Annotated in this window: 16 protein-coding genes and 2 tRNA genes; 11 read left to right on the plus strand and 7 right to left on the minus strand. The window is 48.5% G+C overall.

The window, feature by feature from the left end; all coding sequences use genetic code 11:
• Positions 1 to 186 precede the first annotated feature (186 nt).
• From GPL15_RS13565 to GPL15_RS13575, 3 genes are all read right to left on the minus strand, one after another.
• A complete protein-coding gene (locus tag GPL15_RS13565) occupies positions 187 to 438 on the minus strand; it encodes a hypothetical protein (protein WP_215699218.1) in 252 nt (83 codons plus the stop codon).
• A gap of 180 nt (positions 439 to 618) precedes the next feature.
• Complete coding sequence (locus GPL15_RS13570; protein WP_215699219.1) at positions 619 to 966, minus strand: NUDIX hydrolase; 348 nt, start codon at positions 964 to 966, stop codon at positions 619 to 621.
• Positions 967 to 1,107: 141 nt separating this feature from the next.
• The gene (locus GPL15_RS13575) at positions 1,108 to 1,308 is read right to left on the minus strand and encodes a hypothetical protein (protein ID WP_215699220.1); all 201 of its coding nucleotides are present in this window, start codon (positions 1,306 to 1,308) and stop codon (positions 1,108 to 1,110) included.
• A 226-nt stretch (positions 1,309 to 1,534) separates the two neighbouring features.
• Here GPL15_RS13575 and GPL15_RS13580 point away from each other — a divergent pair, with 226 nt between their 5' ends.
• Entirely contained in the window at positions 1,535 to 2,461 is a 927-nt protein-coding gene (locus tag GPL15_RS13580) for an alpha/beta hydrolase (protein ID WP_215699221.1), read from the plus strand.
• 135 nt (positions 2,462 to 2,596) lie between these two features.
• On the opposite strand, the gene GPL15_RS13585 is transcribed toward GPL15_RS13580, so the two are convergent.
• Positions 2,597 to 3,517, minus strand: a complete 921-nt coding sequence (locus GPL15_RS13585) for a LysR family transcriptional regulator (protein WP_215699222.1) — start codon at positions 3,515 to 3,517, stop codon at positions 2,597 to 2,599.
• Between the two features lie 32 nt (positions 3,518 to 3,549).
• Complete coding sequence (locus GPL15_RS13590) at positions 3,550 to 4,533, minus strand: LysR family transcriptional regulator (RefSeq protein ID WP_215699223.1); 984 nt, start codon at positions 4,531 to 4,533, stop codon at positions 3,550 to 3,552.
• 234 nt (positions 4,534 to 4,767) lie between these two features.
• Here GPL15_RS13590 and GPL15_RS13595 point away from each other — a divergent pair, with 234 nt between their 5' ends.
• From GPL15_RS13595 to GPL15_RS13615, 5 genes are all read left to right on the plus strand, one after another.
• Positions 4,768 to 5,853: a tripartite tricarboxylate transporter substrate-binding protein gene (locus GPL15_RS13595; RefSeq protein WP_215699224.1), complete on the plus strand. Its 1,086-nt coding sequence runs from the start codon at positions 4,768 to 4,770 to the stop codon at positions 5,851 to 5,853.
• Between the two features lie 65 nt (positions 5,854 to 5,918).
• A complete protein-coding gene (locus GPL15_RS13600) occupies positions 5,919 to 6,413 on the plus strand; it encodes a tripartite tricarboxylate transporter TctB family protein (RefSeq protein ID WP_215699225.1) in 495 nt (164 codons plus the stop codon).
• A gap of 12 nt (positions 6,414 to 6,425) precedes the next feature.
• Positions 6,426 to 7,925, plus strand: coding sequence for a tripartite tricarboxylate transporter permease (locus GPL15_RS13605; protein ID WP_215699226.1), 1,500 nt, complete (start codon positions 6,426 to 6,428; stop codon positions 7,923 to 7,925).
• A 32-nt stretch (positions 7,926 to 7,957) separates the two neighbouring features.
• Positions 7,958 to 8,833, plus strand: coding sequence for an MBL fold metallo-hydrolase (locus GPL15_RS13610; RefSeq protein WP_252198406.1), 876 nt, complete (start codon positions 7,958 to 7,960; stop codon positions 8,831 to 8,833).
• Positions 8,834 to 8,858: 25 nt separating this feature from the next.
• On the plus strand, positions 8,859 to 9,761 hold the full coding sequence (locus tag GPL15_RS13615; protein ID WP_215699227.1) for an alpha/beta hydrolase fold domain-containing protein: 903 nt from the start codon (positions 8,859 to 8,861) through the stop codon (positions 9,759 to 9,761).
• A 133-nt stretch (positions 9,762 to 9,894) separates the two neighbouring features.
• On the opposite strand, the gene GPL15_RS13620 is transcribed toward GPL15_RS13615, so the two are convergent.
• Both GPL15_RS13620 and GPL15_RS13625 read right to left on the minus strand, forming a co-directional pair.
• A tRNA-Met gene (locus GPL15_RS13620) sits at positions 9,895 to 9,968 on the minus strand.
• A gap of 31 nt (positions 9,969 to 9,999) precedes the next feature.
• A tRNA-Val gene (locus GPL15_RS13625) sits at positions 10,000 to 10,072 on the minus strand.
• A 321-nt stretch (positions 10,073 to 10,393) separates the two neighbouring features.
• On the opposite strand from GPL15_RS13625, the gene GPL15_RS13630 reads away from it, so the two are divergent.
• The 5 genes from GPL15_RS13630 to rlmB are packed head-to-tail and all read left to right on the plus strand — an operon-like array spanning position 10,394 to position 14,524.
• Positions 10,394 to 11,320 (plus strand): YegS/Rv2252/BmrU family lipid kinase, encoded by a 927-nt coding sequence (locus tag GPL15_RS13630; protein ID WP_215699228.1) that lies wholly within the window; start codon positions 10,394 to 10,396, stop codon positions 11,318 to 11,320.
• A gap of 45 nt (positions 11,321 to 11,365) precedes the next feature.
• A complete protein-coding gene (gene ispF, locus GPL15_RS13635) occupies positions 11,366 to 11,911 on the plus strand; it encodes a 2-C-methyl-D-erythritol 2,4-cyclodiphosphate synthase (protein ID WP_215699229.1) in 546 nt (181 codons plus the stop codon).
• 29 nt (positions 11,912 to 11,940) lie between these two features.
• Complete coding sequence (gene cysS, locus GPL15_RS13640) at positions 11,941 to 13,350, plus strand: cysteine--tRNA ligase (protein ID WP_215699230.1); 1,410 nt, start codon at positions 11,941 to 11,943, stop codon at positions 13,348 to 13,350.
• Complete coding sequence (locus GPL15_RS13645; protein WP_215699231.1) at positions 13,335 to 13,787, plus strand: ribonuclease III domain-containing protein; 453 nt, start codon at positions 13,335 to 13,337, stop codon at positions 13,785 to 13,787. The genes cysS and GPL15_RS13645 overlap by 16 nt, the downstream gene beginning before the upstream one ends.
• Positions 13,784 to 14,524 carry a 23S rRNA (guanosine(2251)-2'-O)-methyltransferase RlmB gene (gene rlmB, locus GPL15_RS13650; RefSeq protein WP_215699232.1) on the plus strand — a complete coding sequence of 247 codons (741 nt, stop codon included), beginning with the start codon at positions 13,784 to 13,786 and terminating at the stop codon, positions 14,522 to 14,524. Before GPL15_RS13645 ends, rlmB begins: the two co-directional genes overlap by 4 nt.
• The last annotated feature ends 62 nt before the right edge of the window (positions 14,525 to 14,586 follow it).

Raw genomic sequence — 14,586 nt, forward strand, 5'->3', positions numbered from 1 at the left:
GGACCGGGCGGGGGTGGTTTGGTTTCCCGCCGGACGCAGCCCCTGGTTTGCAGAAGGCCAAAGCACGGTTCACGGTTCCAGCTCATGGTTCCGGCCGGGGCAGCTCTAGGGCTGAAAGAAAGGAAAATGAAGGGTACCGAGAACATTCATCGAAGAATTTCTGAAGAAATTTTCGATTCAGGTTCTCTAAATCGCTGACTTTGAGGTCAGCGATTTCCCCTGCATTTCCCTTCCTTTCGGCCCAAGAGCTGCCGACGGCTGGAACAAATCGCTGGAACCGTGAACCGTGCTCCGGCCTTCTGCAAACCAGGGGCTGCGTCCGGCGGGAAACCAAACCACCCCCACCCGGTCCGATGTCATGCCTCGTTCCTGGGATTCACGGCTGGGGATTGTCATGAATGAATAATCGTTGGCAAGGGGGGACTGCTTATGCTGCATACTTATAAAGGTTATTTACAATTAACCCAGCAAAGTTGTTCAATTAAAAAATCATTTTGGGCTAAAGCATTAATGTAGGTTGATAATTTGCGGTTGGAGAGCAGTATTTTTTTATCTGCCAATGGAACTGAATACCATGATTCATCAAAATATGAATTATTGAATAGCAGCTCTCCATTTTTAGACAAAATCAAAATATCCTTTTGGTATATCACACTTACTTTCCATAGAAGAACATACGAGTTTGGCGTTAATTCCGCATGAAGTCAAATGTTCTTTTGCTTCATCAAAAACAATCCATTCAGGAGCAGCGCCAACTTGTATTTCTCTTTCAGTAGGTTTTCTATCCGTAGTTCCCGTCACTACACATTCAAAATAATAGTTCACATACCTCCAATCTTTATAATACTCATTTATAACTAAAAAGCATCTTTCCGGTTTTACAACTAGTCCTGTTTCTTCTGCGACCTCTCTGATGCAGCATTCCATTGGAGTTTCATTTTTTTCAATCCAACCTCCCGGAATCATCCAAACTTGCATCTAAAGAACTAAGCCAGAGAAAACCAGCAGAAAAGCGGGAGGAGGGGGCGAAGGCCGTGGCGGATGTTTGGAACCGGGCGAAGCGGCAGCCATGGGCGGTGAAAGCCATCTGGAAACTGTTAGTGAAACTTAGGCTCCAGGGGTGGAAAAAGACGGGCAGAAACTGAAAACCAAATCAGTTTCTGAGATGCCCACTGAACGGTAAAGTCCCATAAAGAGTTTACCGTGAATGGGCATCGGACCGTCTTTTTCCGCCCCTGGAGTCTTAGTTTCACTTACAGTTGGAAGCCGGTTTTCACCGCTCATGGCTGCCGCTTCGCCCGGTTCCAAACATCCGCCACGGCCTTCGCCCCCTCCTCCCGCTTTTCTGCGTAACTTTTCCGCACCTCCTCGGATTCATAACTTTTTGACATACCATTTATAAAAAAATGGGAGTGGCTGTAAAAGCTCCGATTCTTTATACTTATAAGTGATAGAAAATACAGAGACAAAAAGGAACGCTTCAAAGCCTGGGATTCCATTTATCAGCAGGCTTGGTAAGCAGGAAAGGAGCATTATGAAACACTATATCGATCCTGGAAGAAAGAGGAACAGCATAAATTTTGTGGATCACATTGTGTATTCCAAGGTTAAGGATCTGGATGGAAATGATCTGGAATTGGATTTGTCGATCCTGGCTCAGAGCGGTAACATTGAGATGCAGACCGCGGGCGGTGTGATGCCGGATAAGGGAGAGATTGAGTATCATCCGGCCATTGTCTGGGTATCCGGCGGCGGGTTCCGGGGAGTGGATAAGAATCAGATGATCGGGGAGACCCAGTTTTTAGCGGACGCCGGGTATACGGTGGTGTCCGTATATTACAGGAGCAGCGCCCAGGGGAAATTCCCGGCCCAGGTTGTTGATGTGAAGACAGCAATCCGTTTTTTGCGGGCACATGCGGATTTGTACCATATTGACGTGAACCGTATCGGAATTATGGGGCGTTCCGCCGGAGGGTATCTGGCCGCGTTCATCGCTTTGAACGATGGGGATTATGAAAATGAAGAGTGGAGCGGATATTCTTCCGGCGTTCAGGCTGCCTATGATATGTTCGGCCCTGTGGACATGGTGAAATTGATGGAAGCCGATGAACAGGCCATGTCAAAAGATCCCAACCACCGATGGAAAACAGTGGAAGATACTCATGCGGGAGCGTTTATGGGCGGAGATCCGGCGACAATGAAGGAGCGGGCAAAAGAAGCCAGCGTGAACCTCAGGATTACGGAAACCATGTGCCCCATTCTTATCGCCCATGGGGATTCCGATCCCCTGGTGCCATGCAGCATCAGCGAAGAGTTTTACGATGCGGTGAAAGAGAAAGGAATGGAAGACAGGGCGGAACTCTATCTGCTGAAAAATGGAGAACACGGTTCACCTGAGTTTTTCCAGGAAGAGATGAGAAAAATAGCCCTGGAGTTTTTTGATAAAATCTTGAAGAAGTAATCCAGACGGCATATCCGGCCCCGATGAAGCAAGCGCAGCAGGCTGCGCTTGCTTCATCGGGGCCAAAACTTTTGCAAACTTTTGCGGACTGCTGATAAAAATCAATATCCTGCCCCATGCGATAAGAAGCAAGATTCAGCTCCGGGCCGCCACATACTGAGAGAATGTCTGAAACTGTTCTGAAATGATCTGCATCAGTTCTCTGACAGGCGTTTTAAATGCCGCATTCTGCGGGTAAGCCATGGCCACATAGAACGTATAAGGAGCGGCGGAAGGGACGATGTCAATCAGCGCCCGGTCTGCGCTTATGAGCCGGGTTTTGGGCAGAAATGCACAGCACTGCCTGTGGTATACCGCCTCCAAGGCGGGGCCGAAGGATGCAGTTTCCATCACTGTTTTGGGGGAGATGCCCATGGCGGCCAGACACTCGTCTTCCATGTAACGGAATGTAGAGCCGGAAGGATGGAGGGCGAAGATTTCATTTTTTAAGGCAGCGCTTATGGATGCGTCCGATTTTGCCGCAGATGCCGCCAGGCTGTCGTGAGGCAGTATGATAACCAGTTCATCCGTATAGATAGGGAGGCACTCCAATCCTTCCATATTTAAAAAAGTCGTGGCAAAAACAGCCAGATCGGCTTTTTTTTCTGTCAAAAGCTTTTGGGCATGATAGGCATTGGTGTCCGTATACTGTATATAGAAATCAGGATGTATTTCCCGGAAAACAGGAAAAATCCTTTTGAGGAAAAAATTATGGTAGGGGGCGTCGATCAGAAGGTTCAGGGAATCCTTCTGCTTCCTGCGCATTTCCTCCAGGGTCCGGTTCATCTGCTCTTCCACATGCAGGATGGCGCGGGCGTTGTTGATGAAAATGATCCCGGCATCGGTCAGCGTCAGATGGGGCTTGCCCCGGACGAACAGGGGCGCCCCCAAATCCTCTTCAATTTTCTTTAAATGTCTGGATAAAACGGGCTGTGACAGATAAAACCGCTCCGCAGCCTGGGAAATCGACTTTTCTTCCGCTATCGCTATGATATATTCCAGTATTTTTGTATTCATATCATTTCCTCCATGCCGGAGCATTTTTCGCTCTAACTCTCCATAAAATGTGAAAAATAATGGGTGTAATCGAATTCCCGGACAATTTCCATCAGCGGTTCGCTCCATATAATCTGATAGTTTGGATTGGATGCGCTGTTTTGCAGTTCCAGGAAAATCAGAAAACGTTCCGCATCCGTTAACAAATGGTCATTTTGGGTTAAAATGCAGGCTGTCAGGTGTGGAGGCTGATAGAGGCGGAAATAAGTGATATCAGGATTTTTAACCATGTAGTGTGCAGGAAGCAGGCCGATGCCCACACCTGAACGGATCATGGACTCCGCCATGATCACATTTGGTGAAGAGAATGCGGTTAAGGGCTGGAAACCGGCCCGGTCAAATGATGGACGCACAGCCTCGTACAGCGAGGAGGCAGGATCAGGCATCACAAAGGACATGTCCCTGCAGTCGGCCAGATCGATAAATGGCAGCGTGCTTATGGATTCAAACGTGTGTTTAGCCAGACGGTGAAAGGAAGGAACGGCCAGAACCACTTCTTCCGAATGAAGGGGCAGCACGCCCATGCCACTGGCCATGGTTGTGAGGGCCAGATCGATCATTCCTCTGCCCAGCATATCTTTCAGACCAGAAGCATAACCTTCGTGGGGGATCAGCCGCACATTTGGGAAGTACTGGCTGAATTTGGGAAACGCCTGGGCGATGAAGACAGCGCCCCGGTGGGGGGAAATTCCGATATGCAGTTCCGTGGTGCAAGGATTCTTCAAAAGACGGATGGAATCCCTGGTCCGGGCCTGCATGCCCAGGATTTCCCGGGCGGCTTCGAGATACACTTTCCCGGCCGGCGTGGGATACAAACGTTTTTTCTGATGCATGAATAACTCCATGCCGGTCTGCCGCTCTAAATCGGCCAGGTATTTACTGAGAGCCGGCTGGGATACATTCAGTTCTTCCGCCGCTTTGGAAAGGCTTCCTGCAGCGGCGATGGTTAAGATATAGGGCAGCTGTTTTAAATTCATGGGATAGTCACCTTCTCTGAGATTGCATATAGATATATAACTTTTAGACATAGCATATATAAAAAAGTGAGAATTGTCAATGGTATAATGCTGTATTATACTGAGGTAGAAGAAGAAAAAGTGAACAATATCCATAAAAAAGAGTAAATAAAAGGTATGAAAAGGGTATATAAGATCCCTCTGTTGTTCACTCTTTTATAACGTAAAATCTCAAACAAGGAAGGGAAAGATCTTATGAAAAAGAAAATCGCATTGGCTACGGCATCCTTACTATTGGCCGCATCACTTGCAGGGTGCGGCAATACCGCTGCAACAGCGGCCCCATCTTCCGGTACAACGGCAGGCAGCTCCGACAAGAAAGAAGCTTCCGCATCAGGGGAGGTAAAATGGCCTTCCGGTTCAACAATATACTTTGACGTACCGGCGAAAGCAGGAGGCGGTACGGACTTAATCACCCGCTATGTTACGGCAGGATGGGAAACTTGCCTGGAAGGTGTAAATTTCGTTGTTACAAACTATGATACCTCAGAAGTGGGCGCTCAGCATGCGGCAAAGGCAGCCCCTGACGGCATGAACCTGACCGTAGCGGCCTGCACCAATATGGATAATTATTTATCCGGCTCCTCGGAAGTGAATCCGATGGAGGATTTGACGGTGATCTGCAAGGTGAACGCCGGAGGCCCGCAGGCCTGGATTGCGTCTCCTGAAGCTCCCTATAATAATATGAAGGAACTGGCGGAATACATAAAAGCCCATCCCAGCGAGCTTACGGTAGGATGTACCCTGGGCGGCACATCCCAGTTAATCTGGTTAAATACCCTGGCCTCAATCGAAGAGGGGCTTGACCAGCAGGTGAATTATGTGCAGTGCTCTTCCGAAGCAGACAAGCTGACCAACGTGGCGTCCAAAGCCATTGACCTGGGCAACTGCTCGGTCAACAATGCCTTATCCTATCAGCAGGATGGAAAACTTAAAGTTTTGGGAATAGTAGGCCCTGAAGTGATGACTAAGGCGGAATGCGAAAAACTGATCGGCCAGGAGTTAAATGATTCCTTCCTGTCCATGCCGGAACAGGGGATCGATGCGGTATGGGATTCCGGATACTATATAATGGGGCCGGCCGGTATGGATCCCGCATTGGCAGAAACCGTCAATAAGAGCCTGCAGGGCCTGACAGAGGCCAAGCCGTTTGTGGACGGAATGAACACCATGGCAATGTTGATCGATGTAAAGGACGTGGAAGGCTCTAAAGCTGATTTTCAGTCGGAATGGGATGTTAACTACGATCTTCTGTCAGGTTTGGGATTGATGGTGCGCTGATAAAAGACAGGTGAGGAAACGGTCTGGCTGCGGCCGGGCCGTTTTTGACAGAAAAGAGGTATGATATGAAAAAATTGAATAAAACCTATATTATGGGTGTCGTCTGTATCCTGTTTTCATTCTGGATATTCTGGGAAACGTCGCGGATTCCGGAACGGCTGGTATCCAATGAGCCGGGCCCCAAATTGTTTCCTTATATCTCGGCAGCGGGAATTCTGGTCTTTTCAGTGATTTCCATTATTTTTGACGGGGCGAAAGAGAAGAAGGAAGAGACAAAGGCCTATCTGGATGCTGGCGGATGGAAGAGGATCGGGATTATCATGGGGGAAACTGTTTTATTCGCGTTAGGAATGAAATTTTTAGGTTTCTGGATCACTTCCATGGCCGGGATGATGATGTTCATTCAGACTTTAAAAGGTGATAAGAAGATAAACCGGATCTTTGCAGCAGTTCTGAGCATTGGTCTGGGCACCATTTGTTACATAGGGTTTACGAAAGGTTTTGTGATTCCTCTTCCAAAAGGGGAAATCTGGACCATGCTTGGCATCAAAATGATGTAGGAGGAATGGATAATGGCGACTTATTTAGCTTCATTAATGACAGTTTTAGAGCCGATGAATCTTTTGATGCTGTGGCTTTGCGCGGTGATCGGCTGTATTTTGGGCGCGATTCCGGGGCTTTCCGGAGGGCTTGGCATCACACTGATTCTGCCCATGACATTTGCGCTGAATGCAGAACTCAGCTTCTGTATGCTGCTTGGCATGTACGTGGGAGGAATTTCAGGATCTTTCATCGCGGCAGTGCTGGTGGGAATTCCGGGGTCGGCAGCTTCTATCGCCACCTGTTATGACGGATATCCCATGACAAAACAGGGAAAGGCGGCCAGGGCGCTGACCATCGGCATCACGGGCTCCTTTATCGGTACGGCAGTATCCATCATCGTGGCCACTTTATGTTCCAGCGCGATTGCGGACATCGCCCTGGCTTTGGGGCCGTGGGAGTACTTCAGCTTGTGTTTTATGGCGATTTCACTGGTAGTCGGCCTGAGCCGCGGGTCTGTTTATAAAGGGCTTTTGGCAGCGTTTATCGGAATCTGGCTGTCCACAGTGGGGACAGACCAGGTTACAAACCAGATGCGCTTTACATTTGGAAATTATAATTTATTCGCAGGGATCAATGTGGTCTGCCTGCTGATGGGGACATTCGCGCTGCAGCAGGTTGCCACCAGCTATGCCAAAGGAAACCAGGAGATGCCGGAAGTGGACATGAATGGACTGAGAGGCTTTGGACTGACGGTCAAAGATTTCGTAAAAAGCGCAAAAACCATCATAACTTCCCTGTTAGTAGGGCTTTGGATCGGCTTTCTTCCGGGCATGGGTTCCGGCGTGGCTAACATGATCGCTTACGGACAGGCGAAAAAGATGAGTAAACATCCGGAAAAATTCGGTACAGGTACGGATGACGGCATATGGGCTTCCGAAGTATCCAACAATGCCGGTGTGGGCGGCGCCCTGATCCCCATGATGAGTCTGGGCATTCCGGGTGACGGCACAACGGTGCTTCTGCTTTCGGCCATGACCATTCACGGTCTGCAGGCTGGCCCCATGTTCATTTCCACCAATCCCAACCTGGCATACATGATTTTTGCCGCTGTACTGGTGGCCGCCATTCTTATCTTTGTTACGGAACTTCTGACAAAGAGATGGTTTCCGCTGCTGTTAAAAGCTCCTTATCATTATCTGTACAGCGCGATTATGATGATCTGCTTTTTAGGAGCGTTCAGCGCCAGCACATCCATGTTCAGCGTCTATATGATGATCGGCTTTGGAGTATTGGGTGTTGTTCTGGACTTTTTTGAAATCCCTATGAGCCCGTTGATGCTGTCCTATATTCTGGGCACGAATCTGGAAACTTACTTCAGAAGGGGCTGTTCTTATGCAAAAGGAGATATGACATCCTTTTTCACCCGTCCGATTTCCTGTATTTTGCTGGTGATCGGAATCTACAGCCTTTTGAACCCGGCTGTAAAGTATTTTATAAGGAAGGCGAAGTTAAAAAAGGCGGCAGCCTGAGAAAAATGATTGGAAGATGAGGAATATAGAACATGTCAATGAAAGAAGAGTATGAGAAATATCAGGAGAGAAGATCGGCCCTGATGGAAAATCCTATGTCGGTAATCTGGACAGACCAGGAGAGCCGCTATCTCCATCCATTCAGAATGTATGGCAATTTGTATTACGTAGGGGATGACTGGGTATGCGTCCATCTGGTGGATACCGGAGAGGGGCTGTTATTGATCGACGGAGGGAACTGCGGCGCCACGGCCATGCTGATTCAGGCCATATGGGAGGCCGGTTTTAATCCGGCGGATGTCAAATGGATGATCCTTTCCCATGGCCATGTAGACCACATCGGATCGGCGGTTTTCTTCCGGAAAATGTTCGGCACAAAACTGCTGTTAGGCGCTCCGGATGCCCTGATGTTTGAAGAACACCCGGAGCAGTCGGCTATTCAGGAGAGCACGGATTTTATGGATTCCCTGTTTACTCCTGACATTTTGATCAATGACGGCGATGTGATGACATTTGGAAATACGGAAATCAGCTTTTATCTGGTACCGGGACATACGGCTGGATGTATCGCCTGTTTCTTTGATATTTCCGATGGGAATGAAGTGAAACGGGCCGGTTATTACGGCGGTTTCGGCTTCAATACCCTGAAAGGGGAATTTTTAAGGGAAATCGGAGATACGGATTGTCGGATGAGACAGGTGTACCTGGATTCCCTGAAAAAGGTCAGAGACCAGCATGTGGATGTGTTTATGGGAAATCACACCAATAACAACCGGCTGGTGGAAAAACGCCGCTATATGGAGGAACATCCGGGAGAGAACCCATTTGTAGATGAAGGGACATGGAGCAGGTATCTGGATGAAAAGAGGGACAGTCTGCTGGAATTTATGAAAGATCCCGCCAATTGATAAGCGGTGAAAGAGAGGAAGGATAATGGCTTTTACGGAACAGGAAAAAGAAGCGTTCAGAAAGATCATTCAGGAAACGGGAGGAAACCGGGAAACTATGCTCCAGGCCAGGTACATTCCGGATGAATACAGGGAATATCTGAATCGAGTGGAACGGGAAACCGTGGTGGTCCCGGCTCCTTTGACCAAAACGCCGGTCACCTGTTATGTTTCCACAGCCAAAGACAGGACGGATCACTGCCCGGTGCACATTAACTGCCATGGGGGAGGGTTTTACCTGCCGCAGAACCAGGACGATGACATGTACTGCGCTCATCTGGCCGCAGAAATCAAAGGGATTGTGGTGGATGTGGACTATGCCCTCTGCCCGGATTATCAATATCCGACTGCATTTTTACAGAGCTATGAAGCGGTAAAATGGGCATTTTCCCAGTGTGAGGCCTGGGGCGCAGATCCGAAACGGGTATCCATGGGCGGACACAGCGCAGGCGGCAATCTGACTGCCGCGGTGGCGCTGAAAGCAAACCGGACAAAAGAATTCCAGCTCTGTCTTCAGATTCTGGATTTTGCCGCCCTTGATCTGGCCTCGTTTACCAAAGGAGAGGAGCCCCAGGCCAGACGCAGCCGGGCTTTTAACGATATGTATTCCGGCTGTGATGAAACGGTCATTTCACAGCCTTACTACACGCCGGTACTGGCTGAGGACAGCGGCTTAAAGGGGCTGCCTGAAACCCTGGTCATCGCTGCCGGAATCTGCCCCTTTAAGGACATGAATCTGGAATACGGAACCCGGATAGCCGGGCAGGGCTCTTTAGTGACTATGAAATGTTTTGCGAACAGCCATCACGGCTTCACCATGCGGATGCTGGATGAGTGGCAGGAAGCGCAGCAGTTGATTATCAGTAAATTGAGAGAAGCTTCTTTATAAAATATGTTTTTGGGGTTGGAAAATGAAAGCGTTCAGGGTCAGGAAAATGTGGAATACCATATTTTCCTGGCCTTTGTCTGCTGCAGAAATTAAAAAACCTTGCGATATTGAAATCACAAGGTAAATGAGATAGTAGCGGAAATTGGACTTGAACCAACGACACCACGGGTATGAACCGTGTGCTCTAGCCAGCTGAGCTATTCCGCCATATGAAATTGTAGCGATTCTTTCGAATCAGTGGGACCTATAGGGCTCGAACCTATGACCCTCTGCTTGTAAGGCAGATGCTCTCCCAGCTGAGCTAAGATCCCTGGGTTATGTAGCCTTTCAAACCTTTAATTACCAGCGCTTGTCGACTGCTTGATAAGTATAAATGATATTGTTTTAATTGTCAATACTTTTTCTACAATTTTTTTCATAATTTTTATTATCATTTTGTTATGTTTATGATACAATATAGGATAATAAGATTATGAAGGCTGGTGTGAAGAATAATCCTGACGGCTTATTTTTTTACACCCGAATTTGTGCCGGAGCCACAAATTTGAATCGCCGCTGGGAAGCCGGACTTCTCAGCGGGTGCCTGTGCAGCGCGGTATCAGCGCTAAAACGCTCCGTCATGGAGGATTTTTATGTATCATTTTATAGTGAATCCTAATGCCTGCTGCGGGCGGGGAGTCCGTATCTGGAAGAAACTGGAACGGCAATTAGATTCCGCTAATATCGAATATGAAGCCCATCTGACAAAACAGCAGGGGGATGCGAAACGGTTTGCCCGCGAATTGACGGAAGGTATGAAGGACCCTAAGATGATCGTTGCGGTGGGCGGTGACGGTACGGTCAATGAAGTATTGGACGGTATCAGTTTTTGCGGGCCCGTTACATTTGGATATATACCTGCGGGTTCCGGCAATGATCTTGCCAGAAGCCTCAAGATATCGAAAAATCCTTACCGGGCCCTGAAAAAGGTCTTGAACCCCAGATATCATAAACTGCTGGATTATGGGGTAGTCTCCTATGGAGAAGATGTTATATCATATAGAAGATTTATGGTCAGCGCAGGGATCGGGCTGGATGCGGCGATCTGCCATAATATTCTTCATTCCAGGCTACGCAGTGTTCTGAACCGGCTTCATTTAAACGGATTGAGCTATATCCTGATCGGGATCAGACAACTGCTGTGTGCCAAATCCGTGAAGGGATACATACTGCTGGATGGCGTGCAGAAAGTGGAGTTTAACCATATCTATTTTATTTCCGCCCACATCCATCCGTATGAAGGCGGCGGGTTTAAGTTTGCCCCCAAAGCCGATTATAGTGATGGGAAGCTGGCCGTTTGTGTGGTCAACGGTTCCTCCCGTCGGAAGCTGATTCCCGTGCTGGCCGGCGCGCGTTTGAAGAAATACGGCAGGCATCCTGGAATCCGGAATTTCGAATGCCGGGAACTTGTGATTCATACGGACAAACCCCTGGCCGTCCATGTGGACGGCGAAAGCTGTTTGTGCCAGCAGGACCTTCAGATTCGATGTATTGAAAAGAAGATACGTATCATAGTTTAGACTTAAAGCAGAACAGCAAAAAATGCTTCGGCATGGAGGAATAATATGAGAATTGGACAGGGATATGATGTACACCGTTTGACAGAAGGACGTAAACTGATTTTGGGAGGTGTGGAAATCCCATACGAAAAGGGGCTGTTGGGACATTCTGATGCGGATGTGCTGGTTCATGCAGTGATGGACGCTCTTTTAGGGGCTGCGGCCCTTGGCGATATCGGGCAGCATTTTCCCGATACGGATCCGCAGTATCAGGGAATATCCAGCATAGAGCTGCTCCGGCATGTGAGAGGGCTGTTGGAAGATAAGGGATATGTGATTGAGAATATCGACGCCACCATCATTGCCCAGAGGCCCAAACTGGCGCCGTACCGCCCTCAGATGGCGGCTAATATTGAAGAAGCCCTGAAGCTGGAACCGGGCCGGGTCAGCATCAAAGCCACCACGGAAGAGGGGCTGGGCTTTACGGGAAATGGCGAAGGAATTTCATCTCAGGCCATAACCCTGTTGACGGAAACCGCCGATTACTGTTATGATGATAAAATATTGGCAAAAGACTGCGGTTCCTGCGGCGGATGCTGTAAAAAAGCTTAGATAGAAGAAGTGAGAGGACAGAGGAAATTATGAAGATCTATAACACCTTAACGAAGAGAAAAGATGAATTTGTGCCTTTGGAAGAAGGTAAGGTAAAGATGTATGTGTGCGGGCCTACCGTGTATAATTTCATTCATATCGGCAATGCCCGTCCCATGATCATTTTCGATACGGTCAGACGCTATTTTGAGTATAAAGGATATGATGTCAACTATGTATCCAATTTCACCGATGTGGATGATAAGATCATAAAAAAGGCCATTGAAGAAGGCGTGGACGCAGACACGATTTCCAAACGTTATATTGAAGAATGCAAGAAAGACATGGAGGCCATGAATGTTAAACCGGCCACCACCCATCCGCTGGCAACCCAGGAAATCTGCGGGATGCTGGAGATGATACAGACCCTGATTGAGGCAGGACACGCTTATGCGGCCGCAGACGGAACCGTCTATTTCCGTACAAAATCATTTAAAGAGTATGGAAAGCTGTCCCATAAGAACCTGGAAGATCTGCAGTCCGGTTTCCGTGAGATCAAAGTCACCGGCGAGGAAGGGAAAGAAGACCCTGCGGATTTCGTTCTCTGGAAGCCTAAAAAAGAAGGGGAACCTTACTGGGAGTCCCCGTGGTGCGACGGCCGTCCAGGCTGGCATATCGAGTGTTCCGTCATGTCGAAGAAATACTTAGGCGACCAGATCGATATCCATGCGGGCGGAGAGGATCTGATCTTCCCCCATCATGAGAATGAAATCGCCCAGAGCGAGGCGGCCAATGGAAAAGAGTTCGCCCGTTACTGGATGCACAATGCATTTTTAAATATTGATAACAGAAAGATGTCTAAGTCTTTAGGAAACTTCTTCACCGTAAGGGAGATCAGTGAAAAATACGATCTGCAGGTGCTGCGTTTCTTCATGTTAAGCGCCCACTACAGAAGCCCGCTGAACTTCAGCGCGGAACTTATGGAAGCGTCCAAGAACGGCCTGGAGAGAATTCTGACATCAGTTGAACGTTTAAAAGATCTGGAAGAAAAGGCCCAGGGCGATGTGCTGAATGAAGAAGAGAAGGCGTGGATGGCGGACGCGGATAAACTGGTTGAAAAGTATGAGGCTGCCATGGATGATGATTTCAATACGGCAGACGCAATTGCGGCTGTATTTGAACTGGTAAAACTGAGCAATTCCACAGCCGGTGAATCCAGCTCCAAAGCGTATGCACACGCCATGAAGGCCACAATTGAAAAACTCTGCGACGTGCTGGGTATCATTACGGAGAAAAAGGCGGAGATTCTGGACAGCGAGATTGAAGCCATGATCGAAGCCAGACAGCAGGCCAGAAAAGCTAAGAATTTCGCCCTGGCAGATGAAATCCGCGGAAAACTTCTGGATATGGGTATTGTTTTGGAAGATACCAGAGAAGGTGTGAAATGGAAGAAAGCATAAAGGCAGAGGATTCGTTTATCCGTTTCTGCAAAGACAGCCTGAAGCTGGGGGAGATAGATGTCCGCACCTATTCTCCCCTGGTTCTTGCCTACATTGGCGACGCCGTTTATGAGTTGGTCATCCGCACGAAAGTGATCAATCACGGGAGCATGCAGGTGAATAAAATGCATAAAAAGAGTTCGGGGCTGGTGAAAGCCGAAACCCAGGCCAGGCTGATTAAGGCGTTGGAAGAAGAACTGACGGAAGAGGAAACAGCGGCTTTTAAACGCGGGCGCAATGCCAAATCAGTGTCCACCGCCAAACATGCGACCGTGATCGATTACCGGATGGCGACCGGATTTGAAGCTTTAATCGGTTATCTGTATCTGACGGAACAGTATGAACGAATGATAACATTGATCAGCCATGGGCTTTTAAAGATTGGAGAATTGGAATGAGATACGAAGAGTTTACCATAGAAGGAAGAAATGCGGTTCTGGAGGCATTTCGCTCCGGTAAGACCATCGATAAGCTTTTTGTGCTGGATGGATGTAAAGACGGCCCTGTCCAGTCCATAACGAGGGAGGCCAGAAAGCAGGATACCATTATTAACTATGTGGCGAAAGAGCGTCTGGACCAGATGTCGGAGACCGGCAAACACCAGGGCGTAATCGCTTATGCGGCAGCCTATGAGTATGCTGAGGTTGAGGACATTTTAAAGGCAGCTGAAGAGAAGGGGGAACCTCCTTTTATCTTTCTGCTGGACGGAATTGAAGATCCCCATAACCTGGGCGCGATCATCCGTACCGCCAACTTAGCCGGCGCCCATGGCGTGATCATACCAAAGAGAAGGGCGGCAGGATTGACTGCAACGGTTGCCAAAACTTCCGCAGGGGCCTTAAATTATACTCCGGTGGCAAAGGTGACCAACTTGGCGGCCACGATTGAAGACCTGAAGAAGAAGGGCCTCTGGTTTGTCTGCGCAGATATGGGCGGCGAACTGATGTACCGTCTGAATTTAAAAGGCCCCATCGGCCTTGTGATCGGCAATGAGGGGGACGGAGTGGGCAAACTGATCCGGGAAAAATGCGATATGACCGCTTCCATACCTATGAAAGGTGAGATCGATTCCCTGAACGCCTCCGTGGCAGCAGGTGTTTTAGCCTATGAAATCGTGAGACAGCGTCTCCAGTAAGAATGAAAGAAATCTGTAAACCTTTGAGGTGACAAAGCTGTTTACTTTATAGCGTAAAAAGG

The organism is Clostridium sp. MCC353 (assembly GCF_018785315.1).
GTDB lineage: Bacteria > Bacillota > Clostridia > Lachnospirales > Lachnospiraceae > CHH4-2.

What these genes read in the sequence shown, in the direction of transcription:
- GPL15_RS13565 (WP_215699218.1), bottom strand. Translation starts at nt 438, where the DNA reads ATGCAGCATAAGCAGTCCCCCCTTGCCAACGATTATTCATTCATGACA.
- GPL15_RS13570 (WP_215699219.1), bottom strand. Translation starts at nt 966, where the DNA reads ATGATTCCGGGAGGTTGGATTGAAAAAAATGAAACTCCAATGGAATGC.
- GPL15_RS13580 (WP_215699221.1), top strand. Translation starts at nt 1,535, where the DNA reads ATGAAACACTATATCGATCCTGGAAGAAAGAGGAACAGCATAAATTTT.
- GPL15_RS13585 (WP_215699222.1), bottom strand. Translation starts at nt 3,517, where the DNA reads ATGAATACAAAAATACTGGAATATATCATAGCGATAGCGGAAGAAAAG.
- GPL15_RS13590 (WP_215699223.1), bottom strand. Translation starts at nt 4,533, where the DNA reads ATGAATTTAAAACAGCTGCCCTATATCTTAACCATCGCCGCTGCAGGA.
- GPL15_RS13595 (WP_215699224.1), top strand. Translation starts at nt 4,768, where the DNA reads ATGAAAAAGAAAATCGCATTGGCTACGGCATCCTTACTATTGGCCGCA.
- GPL15_RS13600 (WP_215699225.1), top strand. Translation starts at nt 5,919, where the DNA reads ATGAAAAAATTGAATAAAACCTATATTATGGGTGTCGTCTGTATCCTG.
- GPL15_RS13605 (WP_215699226.1), top strand. Translation starts at nt 6,426, where the DNA reads ATGGCGACTTATTTAGCTTCATTAATGACAGTTTTAGAGCCGATGAAT.
- GPL15_RS13610 (WP_252198406.1), top strand. Translation starts at nt 7,958, where the DNA reads ATGTCAATGAAAGAAGAGTATGAGAAATATCAGGAGAGAAGATCGGCC.
- GPL15_RS13615 (WP_215699227.1), top strand. Translation starts at nt 8,859, where the DNA reads ATGGCTTTTACGGAACAGGAAAAAGAAGCGTTCAGAAAGATCATTCAG.
- GPL15_RS13630 (WP_215699228.1), top strand. Translation starts at nt 10,394, where the DNA reads ATGTATCATTTTATAGTGAATCCTAATGCCTGCTGCGGGCGGGGAGTC.
- ispF (WP_215699229.1), top strand. Translation starts at nt 11,366, where the DNA reads ATGAGAATTGGACAGGGATATGATGTACACCGTTTGACAGAAGGACGT.
- cysS (WP_215699230.1), top strand. Translation starts at nt 11,941, where the DNA reads ATGAAGATCTATAACACCTTAACGAAGAGAAAAGATGAATTTGTGCCT.
- GPL15_RS13645 (WP_215699231.1), top strand. Translation starts at nt 13,335, where the DNA reads ATGGAAGAAAGCATAAAGGCAGAGGATTCGTTTATCCGTTTCTGCAAA.
- rlmB (WP_215699232.1), top strand. Translation starts at nt 13,784, where the DNA reads ATGAGATACGAAGAGTTTACCATAGAAGGAAGAAATGCGGTTCTGGAG.